A 14886-nucleotide genomic window follows, 5' to 3' on the forward strand; every position below is an offset into this window, starting at 1 on the left:
GCTGCGTGCAGGGTCACGACCCCGTGCCTCAGCTCGCGTAGTCACCGATCAGGGCGGCACCGGTGGGGTGCTCGCCCCGGTCCGTGATCTCTCCGGCCACCCAGGCGTCCACGCCGCGGTCGGTGAGGGTCGCCAGGGCGACGTCCACGGACTCCTGGGGCACGATCGCGATCATGCCGACGCCCATGTTCAGGGTCTTCTCGAGCTCCAGGCGCTCGACGCTGCCCGTCCGGCCGACGAGGTCGAAGATCGGGGCCGGCGTCCAGGTGGAGCGGTCCACGATCGCGTGCAGGTCGTCCGGGACGACCCGCGCCAGGTTGGCCGCGAGCCCGCCGCCGGTGACGTGGCTGAAGGCGTGCACCTCGGTGGTGCGCATCAGGGCCAGGCAGTCCAGCGAATAGATCTTCGTCGGCTCCAGCAGCTCCTCGCCGAGGGTGCGGCCGAGCTCCTCGATGTGCGCGTCCAGCGCCAGGCCCGCCTGGTTCAGCAGGACGTGGCGGACGAGGGAGTACCCGTTCGAGTGAAGCCCGGAGGACGCCATGGCGATCACCGCGTCACCCGTACGGATGCGATCCGCGCCGAGCAGCCGGTCGGCCTCCACGACGCCGGTTCCGGCGCCGGCGACGTCGAAGTCGTCCTCGCCGAGCAGGCCCGGGTGTTCGGCCGTCTCGCCGCCGACCAGGGCGCAGCCGGCGAGCACACAGCCCTCGGCGATGCCCTTGACGATGGCGGCGACCCGCTCGGGGTGGACCTTGCCGACGCAGATGTAGTCGGTCATGAACAGCGGCTCGGCGCCGCAGACCACGATGTCGTCCATGACCATGGCGACCAGGTCGTGGCCGATGCTGTCGTAGACGCCCAGCTGGCGGGCGATGTCGACCTTGGTGCCGACGCCGTCCGTGGCGGAGGCGAGCAGCGGCCGCTCGTACTTCTTCAGGGCGGAGGCGTCGAAGAGGCCGGCGAAGCCGCCGAGGCCGCCGAGGACCTCGGGGCGCTGGGCCTTCTTCACCCACTCCTTCATCAGTTCGACGGCGCGGTCGCCCGCTTCGATGTCGACGCCCGCGGCTGCGTAGCTGGCACCAGTTGTGTCAGGCATGACGATAAGAACCTTTGTGTCGTACGGCAGGTGTTACGGGCCGTCTACGGGCGGCGGATCGCGTCGGCGGCGGCCGTGGCGGCCGGGCCGGCGGCCAGCTCCGTCTCCAGCAGCTGCTTGCCGAGCAGCTCGGGGTCCGGGAGCTCCATCGGGTACTCGCCGTCGAAGCAGGCGCGGCACAGGTTCGGCTTGGCGATGGTGGTCGCCTCGATCATGCCGTCGATGGAGATGTAGGCCAGGGAGTCGGCGCCCAGGGAGGTGCCGATCTCGTCGATCGTCATGCCGTTGGCGATGAGCTCGGCGCGGGTGGCGAAGTCGATGCCGAAGAAGCAGGGCCACTTCACGGGCGGCGAGGAGATCCGGATGTGGACCTCGGCCGCTCCCGCCTCGCGGAGCATGCGGACCAGGGCCCGCTGGGTGTTGCCGCGCACGATCGAGTCGTCGACGACGACCAGGCGCTTGCCCTTGATGACTTCCTTCAGCGGGTTCAGCTTCAGGCGGATGCCCAGCTGGCGGATGGTCTGCGAGGGCTGGATGAACGTCCGGCCGACGTAGGCGTTCTTCACCAGGCCGGCGCCGAACGGGATGCCGGAGGCTTCCGCGTATCCGATCGCCGCGGGTGTGCCGGACTCCGGGGTCGCTATCACCAGGTCGGCCTCGACCGGGGCTTCCTTGGCGAGCTTGCGGCCCATCTCCACGCGGGAGAGGTACACGTTCCGGCCGGCGATGTCGGTGTCCGGTCGGGCCAGGTACACGTACTCGAAGACGCAGCCCTTGGGCTTCGCTTCCGCGAAGCGGGAGGTGCGCAGGCCGTTCTCGTCGATGGCGACGAACTCGCCCGGCTCGATCTCGCGGACGTAGCTGGCGCCGCAGATGTCGAGGGCGGCGGACTCGGAGGCGACCACCCAGCCGCGCTCCAGGCGGCCGAGGACCAGCGGGCGGATGCCCTGCGGGTCGCGGGCCGCGTACAGGGTGTGCTCGTCCATGAAGACGAGCGAGAAGGCTCCCTTGACCTGTGGGAGGACCGCGTGGGCGGCCTCCTCGATGGTCATGGGCTTGCCGTCCTCGTCGACCTGGGCCGCCAGGAGCGCGGTGAGCAGGTCGGTGTCGTTGGTCGCCGCGACGCGCGGGGTGCGGCCGCCTTCCTGCTTGGGCAGGTCGGCGACCATCTCGGCGAGCTGGGCGGTGTTGACGAGATTGCCGTTGTGGCCGAGCGCGATGGATCCGTGTCCGGTCGCGCGGAAGGTCGGCTGGGCGTTCTCCCAGACGGAGGCACCGGTGGTCGAGTAGCGGGCGTGTCCGACCGCGATGTGACCCTGGAGCGAACCGAGGGAGGTCTCGTCGAATACCTGGGAGACCAGGCCCATGTCCTTGAAGACGAGGATCTGTGAGCCGTTGCTGACCGCGATTCCCGCGGATTCCTGGCCTCGATGCTGGAGGGCGTAGAGCCCGAAGTACGTGAGCTTGGCGACCTCTTCGCCCGGAGCCCAGACACCGAAGACGCCACAAGCGTCCTGGGGGCCCTTCTCTCCGGGGAGCAGGTCGTGGTTGAGTCGTCCGTCACCACGTGGCACGCCACCGAGTGTAGGCGAGGTCGACCACTGGTCCGAATTGGGGATACCGGACTTTCCGGTGGATCACCGCTCGGCGACCGCTCGCACACTCGTCCCGTTTTCGCTGGTCAGCGTGAGGGTTTGGTGATCGACTCGGTACTTCGGCTTCCCGTCGAAAAGTCGCAGCAGGGTCTTCTCGGCGGCCATGAGTGAGTCTTCGCACATCATTCGGGTCGTGGCCGGGGGGCCGAGGGTGATATGGCCGTCGCTGACCGTGGCCTTGGCGTTCACCTTGTTGCAGCCGAGGCGGCCGGAGACGGTGCCCTTCTTCTCGTCGAAGGTGAGGTGGGCACGGCCGTCGGCCTTCGGTGTCGTGACGGTCCACTTGGTGCCGGCCAGCGGGGCGTCCTTCGCCTCGGTCAGCCGGACGGTGTCGCCCCGGCCGGTGGTGAGGGTGAGACGGTCGTCGTCCACCTTCGCCTTCAGCTCCTGGTCGGAGAAGGCCCGCGCGAGGGTCTTCTCGAACGCCATGGGCTTGTTCTCGCAGGCCATCTCGGTGGCCATGGTCCTGCCGAGCCGGACGCGGTCGCCGTCGACGGTGGCCTCGGCGCTGAAGTTGTTGCAGCCGAAGCTGCCCTCGGCCCGGCCCTTGTCGATGGTCACGTGGGCCCCTGCGGGGGCCTGCTGCGTCCGGCCGTCCGCGGTGACGCTGTCCACGCTCCACCGCACACCGGTGATCGGCCGCTCGGCACCGACCGAGCCGCTGCCGCTGTCCGCCTTCTCGCTGCCACAGGCCGCCATGAGCGGGACGAGCATGGCGGCCGCCGTCAGGGTCATGCGCTGCTTCTGCCTGTCCATGCCACTTCGACGGACGACCCGGGGGGATCGGTTCCCCTTATTTCATCAGGGGCAGGTGGGCCGACAGGTCCGCCCGCTCTCCGCTCGCGCTGACCTTGGCGTCCTGGACAGCCTGCGCCCATCCCACCCGCCCGGTCGCCAGCCGGATCCAGGTCAGCGGGTCCGTCTCGACGACGTTGGGCGGGGTGCCCCGGGTGTGCCGCGGCCCCTCCACGCACTGCACCACCGCGTACGGCGGCACCCGCACCTCCGTCGAACCGCCGGGCGCCTTCGCGGCCAGCGCGTCCGCGAGCAGCCGCGTGCAGGCGGCCAGGGCCTGACGGTCGTAGGGGATGTCCAGGCCGGGGACGGCGGCGTTGAGGTCGTCGGTGTGGACGACGAGTTCGACGGTTCGGGTGACGAGGTAGTCCGCGAGGGGCAGGGCGCCGGTGCGGGTGGGGAGCAGGCGGGTGCCGGGAGCGTCGGCCAAGCCCTTGGTGAGGCGCTGCGCGGTGCTCGCGTAGAGGGCGTCGAGGTCGGGGTTGGCCTCGGCGAGCCGCCGGGTGTCGTCGGCGATGCCGGGGGCGCGGGCGGCGGTGGCGAAGGGCCAGTCGAGCAGGGCCAGGTCCGCCTTGGCCGGTTCCTCGCGGTCGAGGTTGCGGCTGACGGTCTCCACGGCCATGGTCACGTGCGCGGCCAGCTCCCGCACCGTCCAGTCGCCGAGCCGGGTGGGCAGGGCCAGCTGCTCGGGGGTGAGATCCAGGACGGCCTGCCGTACGTTCCCGAACTGGGCGAGCACGGCTGCGCGGATCTTGGCGGGGTCGTGGCTGCGGGTGCGCTTCCTGGCGGGTGGCATAGGGGTCAGCCTAAGTGCGGGCTGTGACGGTGGGGGGCGCCTCGAAGGTCTCCCCGTTGCGGGGCACGCCGATGCCCTGCCAGGTGAAGGGCACGCCCCGGGCCGCGTCCGGGTCCGGGTCGTCCATCAGCTGGAAGTGCAGGTGTGGTTCGGAGGAGTTGCCGGAGTTGCCGCAGCGGGCGATCACCTGTCCGGCGCGGACGCGGTCGCCCTCGCGGACGGTGAGGGAGCCGCGCTGGAGGTGGGCGTAGGCGGCGAAGGTGCCGTCGCCGAGGTCGAGGACGAGGTGGTTGCCGAGGATGCGGCTGACGCCCGCGACCTCGCGCACCATCCCCTCGGGAAGCATCAGGTACAGCAGCCCTGGCAGGGAGGTGCGGCTGAGGTGGTCGCGCTGCCGGCCTTGCGCTCGTACGACCGTTGCGCCGGCGACCGCCAGGACGGGGGCGCCGTAGGCCGGGAAGTCCTGGGGGCGGCGGGCGAGCGGCCACAGCCACCCGAAGGCCGGGCGGGCACCCGGCTCGGGCTCGGCCAGGATGTCGATGGCGAAGGTCTGGCCGTAGCTGTGCACGCCGTGGCTGGGGGTGCGGTCGGCCGGGCTGTTCAGCGCGGACCAGCGGCCGGTGACGGGCGGGGCGACCTCGACGGGCGCACGGGCCGCGCGCGGCCGGTCCGGGGCACCGCCCCACCGGTTCACCAGGACGACGACGGCGTACGCCAGGAGCACCGGCGCGAAGTTCCACCACCAGGGGCCCGCCGACAGGCCGAAACCCAGGTCGGCGGCTATGAGGCCGAGGAAGACCAGCCACAGAACGCGGTAGGTCACCATGCCGAGTTTTCGAGCGGACATGCGGTTCCCCCGGTTCGCTACGGGCGGGTCGTCGCCAGTGCCACCAGGAGGGGTACGACCCGCCCCGGTGGCACCTCGTGGCGGCCCCGGCCGGTCGTGTGGAGCCAGCCCGTGGCGGTGAGCCGGCTCAGGTGGTGGTAGATCTGGCCGGTCGTGCCGACCTCGTCCAGCTCGGCGAGTTCGGTGGCGGTGCGCCGGCCGCCGAGGATCTCGCGGAGCAGACGGATCCGGACCGGGTGGCCGAGCGCCGCGAACGACTCTGCGGCCGTCGTCCCGTCGCCCTCCAGCAGGTCCTCCGTGAGGACGGTCATCTGCCAGGAGTACTCCTCACCCGTCGGCAGGCCCACGGAGCCCGTGTAGAGGACACCGCCGTCGGCCACCCCCGCCTCGGACAGCTGCTCCCTCAGCCCGTCCAGAGCCCAGAAGTCGCCCCCGTCGATCCGGGGGCCGGTGTGCCGGGCGCCCTCCAGGGCCATCAGACGGCGTTCAAGGTCTGTGACGCGTTGCTCCAGCTCCATTCTTCGATTTTACGGAACTACGTAATTACGCGCAAGAGTCGGGCGCGCGTATCCGTCCGAGCATGGCGAAGCCCCCGCCCGGCGGACCGGGCGGGGGCTTCGGGACGGTTGCCTACTTCAGCAGGGCCGGGATCGTGCCCTCGTGCGTCTCGCGCAGCTCGGACAGGGGGAGCGCGAACTCGCCCTGGACGTCCACGGTGTCGCCGTCGACGACACCGATGCGGGTGACGGGCAGACCCCGCGCACCGCACATGTCGTTGAAGCGGACCTCCTCCGAACGCGGCACGGCCACGACCGCGCGGCCGGCCGACTCGGAGAAGAGGAAGGTGAAGGCGTCCAGACCGTCCGGGACGATCAGGCGGGCGCCCTTCTCCCCCAGCAGCGCCGACTCGACGACCGCCTGGATCAGACCGCCGTCGGACAGGTCGTGCGCGGAGTCGATCATCCCGTCGCGGGAGGCGGAGATCAGGATCTCGGCCAGCAGCCGCTCGCGCTCCAGGTCGACCTTCGGAGGCAGGCCGCCGAGGTGGTCGTGGATCACCTGCGACCAGGCCGAGCCGCCGAACTCCTCACGCGTGTCGCCGAGGAGGTAGAGCAGCTGGCCCTCCTCCTGGAAGGCGACGGGCGTGCGGCGGGCCACGTCGTCGATGACGCCGAGGACCGCGACGACCGGGGTCGGGTGGATGGCCGCCTCGCCCGTCTGGTTGTAGAGGGAGACGTTGCCGCCGGTCACCGGGGTGCCAAGCTGCCGGCAGGCGTCGGCGAGACCGCGCACGGCCTCCGCGAACTGCCACATCACCGCCGGGTCCTCGGGCGAGCCGAAGTTCAGGCAGTCGGAGACGGCGAGCGGCTTGGCGCCCGTGGTGGCGACGTTGCGGTACGCCTCCGCCAGGGCCAGCTGGGCGCCGTGGTACGGGTCGAGCTTGGCGTACCGGCCGTTGCCGTCCGTGGCGATGGCCACGCCGAGGCCGGTCTCCTCGTCGATCCGGATCATGCCGGAGTCCTCGGGCTGGGCGAGGACGGTGTTGCCCTGCACGAAGTGGTCGTACTGGCTGGTGATCCAGGACTTGGAGGCCTGGTTCGGAGAGCCGACCAGCTTCAGGACCTGGTCCTTCAGCTCCTCGGACGTCTCCGGCCGCGGCAGCTTGTTCGCGTCGTCCGCCTGCAGCTCGTCCTGCCAGGACGGGCGGGCGTAGGGGCGCTCGTAGACCGGGCCCTCGTGGGCGACCGTGCGCGGGTCGACGTCGACGATCTTGCCGCCGTGCCAGTAGATCTCCAGGCGGTCGCCGTCGGTCACCTCACCGATGACGGTGGCGATGACGTCCCACTTCTCGCAGATCTCCAGGAAGCGGTCGACCTTCTCCGGCTCGACGACCGCGCACATGCGTTCCTGCGACTCGCTCATGAGGATCTCCTCGGGCGAGAGCGTGGAGTCGCGCAGCGGGACGTCGTCCAGGGTGACGCGCATGCCGCCCGAGCCGTTCGAGGCGAGCTCGGAGGTGGCGCAGGACAGACCGGCCGCGCCGAGGTCCTGGATGCCGACGACGAGCTTCTCGGCGAAGGCCTCCAGGGTGCACTCGATGAGGAGCTTCTCCTGGAAGGGGTCGCCGACCTGCACGGCAGGGCGCTTGCTCGGCTTGGCGTCGTCGAAGGTCTCCGAGGCCAGGATGGACGCGCCGCCGATGCCGTCGCCGCCGGTCCGGGCCCCGTACAGGATGACCTTGTTGCCGGCGCCGGAAGCCTTCGCGAGGTGGATGTCCTCGTGCCGCATGACGCCGATGGCACCGGCGTTGACCAGCGGGTTGCCCTGGTAGCAGGCATCGAAGACGACCTCGCCGCCGATGTTCGGCAGACCCAGGCAGTTGCCGTAGCCGCCGATGCCCGCGACGACGCCCGGCAGGACGCGCTTGGTGTCGGGGTGGTCGGCCGCGCCGAAGCGCAGCGGGTCGACCACCGCGACCGGGCGGGCGCCCATGGCGATGATGTCGCGGACGATGCCGCCGACGCCGGTGGCCGCGCCCTGGTAGGGCTCGACGTAAGAGGGGTGGTTGTGCGACTCCACCTTGAAGGTGACCGCGTAGCCCTGGCCGACGTCGACCACACCGGCGTTCTCGCCGATGCCGACGAGCATCGCGTCGGACTCGGGGGCCTTCTCGCCGAACTGGCGCAGGTGCACCTTGCTGCTCTTGTACGAGCAGTGCTCCGACCACATCACCGAGTACATGGCGAGTTCGGCCCCGGTGGGCCGGCGGCCGAGGATCTCCACGACCCGCTCGTACTCGTCCTTCTTCAGGCCCAGCTCGGCCCAGGGCAGCTCGACGTCGGGGGTCGCGGCCGCGTGCTCGACCGTGTCCAGAGGCGTCCGGCTCATACGTTGACCAGCTTCTTGAGGATCGAGGTGAAGAACGGCAGGCCGTCGGTACGACCCGTACCGATCAGCGGCTCGACGGCGTGCTCGGGGTGCGGCATGAGGCCGACCACGTTGCCGGCCTCGTTGCTGACGCCGGCGATGTCCCGCTGCGAGCCGTTCGGGTTGAAGTCGAGGTACCGGAAGGCGACACGGCCCTCGGCCTCCAGCTTGTCGAGCGTGTACGCGTCGGCGACGTACTGCCCGTCGTTGTTCTTCAGCGGGATGTGGATCTCCTGGCCGGCCGAGTAGTCGGTGGTCCAGGAGGTCTCGGCGTTCTCCACGCGCAGCTTCTGGTCGCGGCAGATGAAGTGCAGGTGGTCGTTGCGCAGCATCGTGCCCGGCAGCAGATGGGCCTCGGTGAGGATCTGGAAGCCGTTGCAGATGCCGAGCACCGGCAGACCGGCCTTCGCCTGCTCCAGCAGGGGCTCCATCACCGGCGAGAAACGGGCGATGGCCCCGGCGCGCAGATAGTCGCCGTAGGAGAAACCACCGCACAACACCACGGCGTCGACCTGCTTGAGGTCTTTGTCCTTGTGCCACAGGGCGACCGGTTCGGCGCCGGCGACCCGGATCGCGCGCTGTGTGTCACGGTCGTCCAGACTGCCGGGAAAAGTGACGACGCCAATACGAGCGGTCACTTCACGGCCTCCGCGACTTCCTCGACGCGGATCGTGAAGTCCTCGATCACGGTGTTCGCGAGGAAGGACTCCGCAAGATCATGAATGCGGGCGAGGGCGGCCTCGTCGACCGGCCCGTCAACTTCCAGTTCGAAACGCTTTCCCTGGCGGACGTCCGAGATCCCGTCGAAACCCAGCCGCGGCAGTGCGCGCTGCACCGCCTGGCCCTGGGGGTCGAGGATCTCCGGCTTGAGCATGACGTCGACTACGACGCGTGCCACTGGCACTCCCGGTGTGTGGTGCTGAGCAGGTTCCTTCAGACTACCCGCACAAAATTTCTACGCGCGTTGACTTGTAGGAAACTACGTGACCGTCATCACGATCCGGCATCGACGGACCCACACGCTGAATTTTCGGGAAAGATTCCGGATCGACACCCGGCACCCATTGCCTTCTGACACGCGGAAGGATTTAGTCGGGCTTCACAATGTATTGCCAGGCACTGTACAAATGAATTGGCAAAGTGCCGCATGAAGGGACCGATATTCGTGGCGCAGAAGGTCGTGGTCACTCTCTTTGACGACATCGACGGCTCGGAAGCGACGGAAACGATCGCCTTCGGACTGGACGGCAAGTCGTACGAGATCGACCTGAGCGAAGTCAACGCCGGGGAACTGCGGCAGGCGCTCGCGCCCTACGTGGAGGCCGGCCGCAAGCGGTCCCGCTCGGGCAAGGCCTACCGGCAGACGGAGGTCGCCCCCGACCCGTCGGCCGTGCGCGCCTGGGCCCAGGCCAACAAGATGGAGGTCCCCGCGCGCGGGCGCATCCCCAAGAGGGTCTACGAGGCGTTCACCGCCGCCCAGTGACGGCCCGTCGAGCCCGGCCCCACGGCCGGCCACCCGCCCCTCGCGGCAACCGACTTGCGCAGCACCCGGGCTGATCAGCTAGAGTCTGGAGCACGCCGAGGGGCGAGGCCGAAAGGCCCGGCTCACGGAAACATGCGGGTGTAGTTCAGTAGTAGAACATCCCCCTTCCAGGGGGAAGGCGCAGTGTGCGATTCCTGTCACCCGCTCTGCATCGCCGTACCGGCCACTGTCGTGGATCAGGTAGGCTGGTGCCTGCACCGGTCGGTGAAAGCCGATCGGGAGCACATGCGGACGTAGCTCAGTTGGTAGAGCGCAACCTTGCCAAGGTTGAGGTCGCGAGTTCGAACCTCGTCGTCCGCTCGGGAATGAAGACCCCGGTCCATCAGGACCGGGGTCTTCTTCGTGCTCCCGAGCGGCCGCCCTGACATTTGTCATGCCGAATGATGACAGCGCGCACTGCTTCCGGGCCCGCACGGCCGGGACGCTTGAAGCATGGAAACCAACGGACACGAACACGTGATTGAGGTCACTGACCTGCGACGTGTGTACGGGGGCGGGTTCGAGGCGGTACGCGGAATCAGCTTTTCCGTCCGACGTGGGGAGATCTTCGCGCTGCTCGGCACCAACGGCGCGGGCAAGACCTCCACCGTCGAACTCCTGGAGGGCCTCGCCGAGCCGGCCGGCGGACGGGTGCGGGTCCTCGGGCACGACCCGTACACCGAGCGGGCCGCCGTACGGCCCCGCACCGGCGTGATGCTCCAGGAAGGCGGCTTCCCCTCCGAGCTCACCGTCGCGGAGACCGCGCGGATGTGGGCGGGATGTGTGAGCGGGGCACGGCCGCCCGCGGAGGTGCTGGCCCTGGTCGGCCTGGAGACGAAGGCCGGCACCCGGGTCAAGCAGCTGTCCGGCGGCCAGCGGCGCCGTCTCGACCTGGCGCTCGCCCTGCTCGGCGATCCCGAGGTGCTCTTCCTCGACGAGCCGTCCACCGGGCTGGACGCCGAAGGCCGCCGGGCCACCTGGGAGTTGGTGAGCGCGCTGCGCGACGGCGGGACGACAGTGCTGCTGACCACGCACTACCTGGAGGAGGCCGAGAACCTCGCCGACCGGCTCGCGATCATGCACGACGGCCACATCGCCACCACCGGGACACCGGCCGAGGTGACCGCCGCGGAACCCTCCCGGATCTCCTTCGAGCTGCCCGACGGCTACTTCCTCGGCGACCTCCCGCCGCTCGCCGAGCTGGGCGTGTCCGGGCACGAGACCGACGGCCGGATCGTCCGGCTCCGCACCCGCGAACTGCAGCGGACGGCCACGGAGCTGCTGGTGTGGGCCGCGCAGGCCGGAGTGGAGCTGCGCCGCCTGGACGTGCGCTCGGCCTCCCTGGAGGAGGCGTTCCTCGGGATCGCCAAGAACGTCTCGGCGGAGCGGGCCCCGGGAACGACGACGAAGGAGTACGCGGCATGAGCGCCACGCAGACGACGCCCCGGCAGGCCACGGCGGCGACGACCCCGCTGAGCCGGATGACCGCGCTCGCCCGCGCCGAACTGACCCTGCTGGGGCGGACCAAGGGCGCGCTCGCCGCCGCGCTGTTCGTGCCGCTGGTGATGCCGGTCAGCGTGCGCTCGGCGGCGGAGGAGATGGACCTCGCCGGGGCGGGGCTGAGCACCGGCACGCTGGTGCTGCCCGCCGCGGTCGGCTTCTCCCTGCTGTTCGCCGTCTACTCGGTGCTCGTCGGCGTGTTCGTCGTCCGGCGTGAGGAGCTCGTCCTCAAGCGGCTGCGCACCGGTGAGCTGCGGGACGCCGAGATCCTGGCCGGCTCCGCGCTGCCGGCCGCCCTCACCGGGCTGGCCCAGTGCCTGCTGCTGACGGTGGGCTGTGTCGCCCTGCTGGACCTGACCGCACCGTCGGCGCCCCATCTGGTCGTCATCGGCCTGCTGTTGGGGCTCGTGATGTGCTCGGCCCTCGCCGCGGCCACCGCGAGTTTCACCCGGACCGGCGAGAGCGCCCAGGCCACGCCCATGCCGCTGCTGCTGATATCGATGATCGGCTCCGGCATGTTCGTACCGCTGGAGCTGCTGCCGGACAAGGTGGCCTCCGTATGCGAGCTGCTGCCGCTGACGCCCGTCGTCACGCTGGTGCGCGGCGGCTGGGCCGGGAACCTCTCCGGGTACGAGGCGCTGGGCGCTCTCGCGACCGCCATGGCCTGGATCCTCATCGCGGTGTTTGCTGTACGGCGGTGGTTCCGCTGGGAACCGCGGCGCTGACCGAAGGGGGAGTGACGGGCCGATGCGCACGCCGGGCAGGTGGTGGCGGCACAAGAGCACGCCGGAGAAGGTCGAGACGTACACGCGGTGGTCGTTCCACTTCTTCGCGGTGATGGAGTTCTTCTCCGTCGGGCTCACGTCCGTGGCCCCGCTCGGGGCACGGCTGGGCAGTGCCGTCATGGCGGTGGTGGCCGTGCACGCCGGCCTCTGCTTCGTGACCGTGTCCCGGGCGATCGACTGGACGCGTGGCCGCAGGCCCCAGCCCACCGGGCTGCTGTGGACACTGGCCGCCGTCACCGCCGTGATCGCCGCCGCCGCGATCGGCATCGCCGAGCACGGACCCCAGGGCGAGGACGTCGACACCGCCGCCGGTGGCGTCTTCGGGGTGATCCTGATCTTCGGTCCCGGCATCATCGCGCTCGGCGTCCGCGACCGGCGACGCGCGTTCGCCATCGCGGGGGGCTTCGCGGCAGGCACCTGGACCGTGGCGTTCGCGCTCGGGGCCTCCGCGCTCACGGCGCTTGTCACGGCACTGATCGTGCTGATCGGCGGCGTGTTCATCGCCTTCACGGCCGTCTTCTCCATCTGGCTGCTGAACGCCGTCTACCGACTCGACGAGGCCCGTGAGACCCGGAGCCGGCTCGCCGTCGCCGAGGAGCGGCTGAGGTTCGGGCGGGATCTGCACGACGTCATGGGGCGCAACCTGGCCGTGATCGCCCTCAAGAGCGAGCTGGCCGTGCAGCTGGCCCAGCGGGGGCGGCCGGAGGCCGTGACGCAGATGGTCGAGGTGCAGCGGCTCGCGCGGGAGTCACAGCGGGAGGTGCGGGAGGTCGTGCGCGGCTACCGGGAAGCCGACCTCGGCTCGGAACTCGCCGGTGCGCAAGGGGTGCTGGCGGCGGCCGGCATCGAGTGCACGGTCGGCGGGGCACCGGTGGCCGGGCTGCCGGCAACGGTGCAGTCCGCCCTGGGGTGGGTGGTTCGGGAGGCCGCGACGAACGTCCTGCGGCATGGGGACGCACGGCGGTGTGCGGTGCGGCTGCGGGTGCTGGAGGGGCGCGTGGTGTTGTCCGTGGAGAACGACGGGGTGAGCGAGGCGGGGAAGGAGTCCGGGGCCCAACCGTCCGGTTCGGGGCTCGCCGGGCTGCGGGAACGCCTCGCGGAGATCGAGGGGACGCTGGAGGCCGGCCCCGTGGGGCGAGGGCTGTTCCGGCTGACGGCGGAGATCCCGCTGCCGTCGCCGTCCGCCCCTCCCGGCGCCGCCCCGGCCGTCATCGCGGCGCGCCCTGTGAGTGAGGTCACCTCGTGACGGCCGTGGAACCCATCCGGCTGCTGCTCGCCGATGACGAGCACCTCATCCGGGGGGCGCTCGCCGCGCTGCTGTCGCTGGAGGACGACCTCGTCGTCGTCGCCGAGGCGGCCACCGGCCCCGAGGCGATGGCGATGGCCCGGGCGCACAAGCCGGATGTCGCCGTGCTGGACCTCCAGATGCCCGGCGCCGACGGTGTGAAGGTCGCCACATCGCTGCGGGCCGAACTGCCCGGCTGCCGGGTCCTCATCGTCACCAGTCACGGGCGGCCCGGGCATCTGAAGCGGGCGCTGGAGGCGGGGGTGCGGGGGTTCGTGCCCAAGACCGTGAGCGCACAGCGGCTCGCTGAGCTCATCCGTACGGTGCACGCAGGGAACCGTTACGTCGACCCGGAGTTGGCCGCCGACGCGATCGCCGCCGGGGACTCGCCGCTGACCGCGCGAGAGGCCGAGGTCCTGGAACTGGCCGCCGACGGGGCTCCCGTCGCGGAGATCGCCGAGCGGGCCGCGCTGTCGCAGGGGACCGTGCGGAACTATCTGTCGTCGGCCGTGTCGAAGCTGGGGGCGGAGAACCGGCATGCGGCGGTACGGCTCGCGCGGGAGCGAGGTTGGGTATAGTGGTTCTCGCGCCACGGCGCATGCGAACGTAGCTCAGTTGGTAGAGCGCAACCTTGCCAAGGTTGAGGTCGCGAGTTCGAACCTCGTCGTTCGCTCCATCGAGAAGCCCCCCGGTTCCGGCCGGGGGGCTTCTCCATTTCCTTGACGGCTTACGACCAGCTCGTACCGGTCAGGCGCTCGTAGGCCTCGACGTACTTGGCGCGGGTGGCGTCGACGACCTGCTGGGGCAGGGCGGGCGGCGGCTGCTCGCTCCCCCGGTCCCAGCCGGACTCCGGCGAGGTCAGCCAGTCGCGGACGAACTGCTTGTCGTACGACGGCTGCGCACGGCCCGGCTGCCACTGGTCGGCCGGCCAGAAGCGGGAGGAGTCCGCGGTGAGGACCTCGTCCGCGAGGACCAGGTCGTCGCCCTCGAAGCCGAACTCGAACTTGGTGTCCGCGAGGATGATGCCCCGCTCCCGGGCGATGCCCCGGCCCCGGGAGTAGACGGCGAGGGTCGCCTGGCGCAGCCGGGCCGCGGTGTCCGCGCCGACCTGGCGGGCGACCTCCTCGTAGGAGACGTTCTCGTCGTGCTCGCCGACGGCGGCCTTGGTGGCCGGGGTGAAGATCGGGGCGGGCAGTTCGCTGCCGTCGGTGAGGCCCTCCGGCAGGGCGAGGCCGCAGACCGTGCGGGTCTCGTTGTACTCGGCGAGGCCCGAGCCGGTGAGGTAGCCGCGGGCCACGCACTCCACGGGCACCATCTGCAGCGACTTGCAGATCAGGGTGCGGCCCGCCCAGTCGGCGGGAGCGCCAGCGGGCAGTTCCGTGCTCAGGACGTGGTTCGGGACCAGGTCGGCGAGCCGATCGAACCACCACAGGGAGAGCTGGGTGAGGATCCGGCCCTTGTCGGGGATCTCGGTCGGCAGCACCCAGTCGTAGGCGGACATGCGGTCGCTGGCGACCATCACGAGGTCGCCCGCCTCGTTGCGGTACAGCTCGCGCACCTTGCCGGTGTGCAGATGCACCAGGCCCGGAACCTGGATCGGCTCGGGCTTTTCGACGAATCCGGACACGGTTCCTCCCCGTAATTCTGTCCAAGTGGCTCGATTCTCCCGTATCCGGG

The 14886-nt window shown here is 70.6% G+C and carries 15 protein-coding genes and 3 tRNA genes; 8 read left to right on the top strand and 10 right to left on the bottom strand.

Annotated features, from left to right (window positions below):
• Nucleotides 1-28: 28 nt before the first annotated feature.
• The 9 genes from purM to purS all read right to left on the bottom strand — a co-directional run bounded on the left by purM (nucleotide 29) and on the right by purS (nucleotide 9015).
• Nucleotides 29-1096 carry a phosphoribosylformylglycinamidine cyclo-ligase gene (purM, locus tag A4E84_RS19140; RefSeq protein WP_033314275.1) on the bottom strand — a complete coding sequence of 356 codons (1068 nt, stop codon included), beginning with the start codon at nucleotides 1094-1096 and terminating at the stop codon, nucleotides 29-31.
• 44 nt (nucleotides 1097-1140) lie between these two features.
• Nucleotides 1141-2670 carry an amidophosphoribosyltransferase gene (gene purF, locus A4E84_RS19145; protein ID WP_062927754.1) on the bottom strand — a complete coding sequence of 510 codons (1530 nt, stop codon included), beginning with the start codon at nucleotides 2668-2670 and terminating at the stop codon, nucleotides 1141-1143.
• 63 nt (nucleotides 2671-2733) lie between these two features.
• Entirely contained in the window at nucleotides 2734-3507 is a 774-nt protein-coding gene (locus A4E84_RS19150) for an META domain-containing protein (RefSeq protein WP_062927755.1), read from the bottom strand.
• Nucleotides 3508-3544: 37 nt separating this feature from the next.
• A complete protein-coding gene (locus tag A4E84_RS19155) occupies nucleotides 3545-4342 on the bottom strand; it encodes a maleylpyruvate isomerase family mycothiol-dependent enzyme (protein WP_062927756.1) in 798 nt (265 codons plus the stop codon).
• 10 nt (nucleotides 4343-4352) lie between these two features.
• Nucleotides 4353-5189 carry a M23 family metallopeptidase gene (locus A4E84_RS19160; protein ID WP_062927757.1) on the bottom strand — a complete coding sequence of 279 codons (837 nt, stop codon included), beginning with the start codon at nucleotides 5187-5189 and terminating at the stop codon, nucleotides 4353-4355.
• A gap of 17 nt (nucleotides 5190-5206) precedes the next feature.
• On the bottom strand, nucleotides 5207-5707 hold the full coding sequence (locus tag A4E84_RS19165; protein ID WP_062927758.1) for an ArsR/SmtB family transcription factor: 501 nt from the start codon (nucleotides 5705-5707) through the stop codon (nucleotides 5207-5209).
• Nucleotides 5708-5819: 112 nt separating this feature from the next.
• The gene (purL, locus tag A4E84_RS19170; protein WP_062927759.1) at nucleotides 5820-8078 is read right to left on the bottom strand and encodes a phosphoribosylformylglycinamidine synthase subunit PurL; all 2259 of its coding nucleotides are present in this window, start codon (nucleotides 8076-8078) and stop codon (nucleotides 5820-5822) included.
• On the bottom strand, nucleotides 8075-8755 hold the full coding sequence (gene purQ / locus A4E84_RS19175; RefSeq protein ID WP_062927760.1) for a phosphoribosylformylglycinamidine synthase subunit PurQ: 681 nt from the start codon (nucleotides 8753-8755) through the stop codon (nucleotides 8075-8077). The genes purL and purQ overlap by 4 nt, the downstream gene beginning before the upstream one ends.
• The gene (gene purS, locus A4E84_RS19180; protein WP_033314267.1) at nucleotides 8752-9015 is read right to left on the bottom strand and encodes a phosphoribosylformylglycinamidine synthase subunit PurS; all 264 of its coding nucleotides are present in this window, start codon (nucleotides 9013-9015) and stop codon (nucleotides 8752-8754) included. The genes purQ and purS overlap by 4 nt, the downstream gene beginning before the upstream one ends.
• Before the next feature lie 267 nt (nucleotides 9016-9282).
• Between purS and A4E84_RS19185 the strand changes: the two genes are divergently transcribed.
• From A4E84_RS19185 to A4E84_RS19220, 8 genes are all read left to right on the top strand, one after another.
• Nucleotides 9283-9600 (top strand): histone-like nucleoid-structuring protein Lsr2, encoded by a 318-nt coding sequence (locus tag A4E84_RS19185; RefSeq protein ID WP_062931517.1) that lies wholly within the window; start codon nucleotides 9283-9285, stop codon nucleotides 9598-9600.
• A gap of 134 nt (nucleotides 9601-9734) precedes the next feature.
• A tRNA-Gly gene (locus tag A4E84_RS19190) sits at nucleotides 9735-9806 on the top strand.
• Between the two features lie 81 nt (nucleotides 9807-9887).
• Nucleotides 9888-9960, top strand: a tRNA-Gly gene (locus A4E84_RS19195).
• A 132-nt stretch (nucleotides 9961-10092) separates the two neighbouring features.
• The gene (locus tag A4E84_RS19200) at nucleotides 10093-11064 is read left to right on the top strand and encodes an ABC transporter ATP-binding protein (protein WP_062927761.1); all 972 of its coding nucleotides are present in this window, start codon (nucleotides 10093-10095) and stop codon (nucleotides 11062-11064) included.
• Nucleotides 11061-11864 carry an ABC transporter permease gene (locus tag A4E84_RS19205; RefSeq protein WP_062927762.1) on the top strand — a complete coding sequence of 268 codons (804 nt, stop codon included), beginning with the start codon at nucleotides 11061-11063 and terminating at the stop codon, nucleotides 11862-11864. Before A4E84_RS19200 ends, A4E84_RS19205 begins: the two co-directional genes overlap by 4 nt.
• Nucleotides 11865-11886: 22 nt before the next feature.
• Nucleotides 11887-13170: a sensor histidine kinase gene (locus A4E84_RS19210; protein WP_062927763.1), complete on the top strand. Its 1284-nt coding sequence runs from the start codon at nucleotides 11887-11889 to the stop codon at nucleotides 13168-13170.
• On the top strand, nucleotides 13167-13787 hold the full coding sequence (locus A4E84_RS19215; protein ID WP_062927764.1) for a response regulator transcription factor: 621 nt from the start codon (nucleotides 13167-13169) through the stop codon (nucleotides 13785-13787). Before A4E84_RS19210 ends, A4E84_RS19215 begins: the two co-directional genes overlap by 4 nt.
• Nucleotides 13788-13809: 22 nt before the next feature.
• Nucleotides 13810-13885, top strand: a tRNA-Gly gene (locus tag A4E84_RS19220).
• A 51-nt stretch (nucleotides 13886-13936) separates the two neighbouring features.
• On the opposite strand, the gene A4E84_RS19225 is transcribed toward A4E84_RS19220, so the two are convergent.
• Nucleotides 13937-14836 carry a phosphoribosylaminoimidazolesuccinocarboxamide synthase gene (locus A4E84_RS19225; RefSeq protein WP_062927765.1) on the bottom strand — a complete coding sequence of 300 codons (900 nt, stop codon included), beginning with the start codon at nucleotides 14834-14836 and terminating at the stop codon, nucleotides 13937-13939.
• Between the last annotated feature and the right edge of the window lie 50 nt (nucleotides 14837-14886).

It is taken from the genome of Streptomyces qaidamensis (genome assembly GCF_001611795.1).
GTDB lineage: Bacteria > Actinomycetota > Actinomycetes > Streptomycetales > Streptomycetaceae > Streptomyces > Streptomyces qaidamensis.

Excerpts from the sequence above, each read along its gene's own strand:
- purM (WP_033314275.1), bottom strand. The coding sequence starts at position 1,096 with ATGCCTGACACAACTGGTGCCAGCTACGCAGCCGCGGGCGTCGACATC.
- A4E84_RS19150 (WP_062927755.1), bottom strand. The coding sequence starts at position 3,507 with ATGGACAGGCAGAAGCAGCGCATGACCCTGACGGCGGCCGCCATGCTC.
- A4E84_RS19155 (WP_062927756.1), bottom strand. The coding sequence starts at position 4,342 with ATGCCACCCGCCAGGAAGCGCACCCGCAGCCACGACCCCGCCAAGATC.
- A4E84_RS19160 (WP_062927757.1), bottom strand. The coding sequence starts at position 5,189 with ATGTCCGCTCGAAAACTCGGCATGGTGACCTACCGCGTTCTGTGGCTG.
- A4E84_RS19165 (WP_062927758.1), bottom strand. The coding sequence starts at position 5,707 with ATGGAGCTGGAGCAACGCGTCACAGACCTTGAACGCCGTCTGATGGCC.
- purL (WP_062927759.1), bottom strand. The coding sequence starts at position 8,078 with ATGAGCCGGACGCCTCTGGACACGGTCGAGCACGCGGCCGCGACCCCC.
- A4E84_RS19200 (WP_062927761.1), top strand. The coding sequence starts at position 10,093 with ATGGAAACCAACGGACACGAACACGTGATTGAGGTCACTGACCTGCGA.
- A4E84_RS19205 (WP_062927762.1), top strand. The coding sequence starts at position 11,061 with ATGAGCGCCACGCAGACGACGCCCCGGCAGGCCACGGCGGCGACGACC.
- A4E84_RS19210 (WP_062927763.1), top strand. The coding sequence starts at position 11,887 with ATGCGCACGCCGGGCAGGTGGTGGCGGCACAAGAGCACGCCGGAGAAG.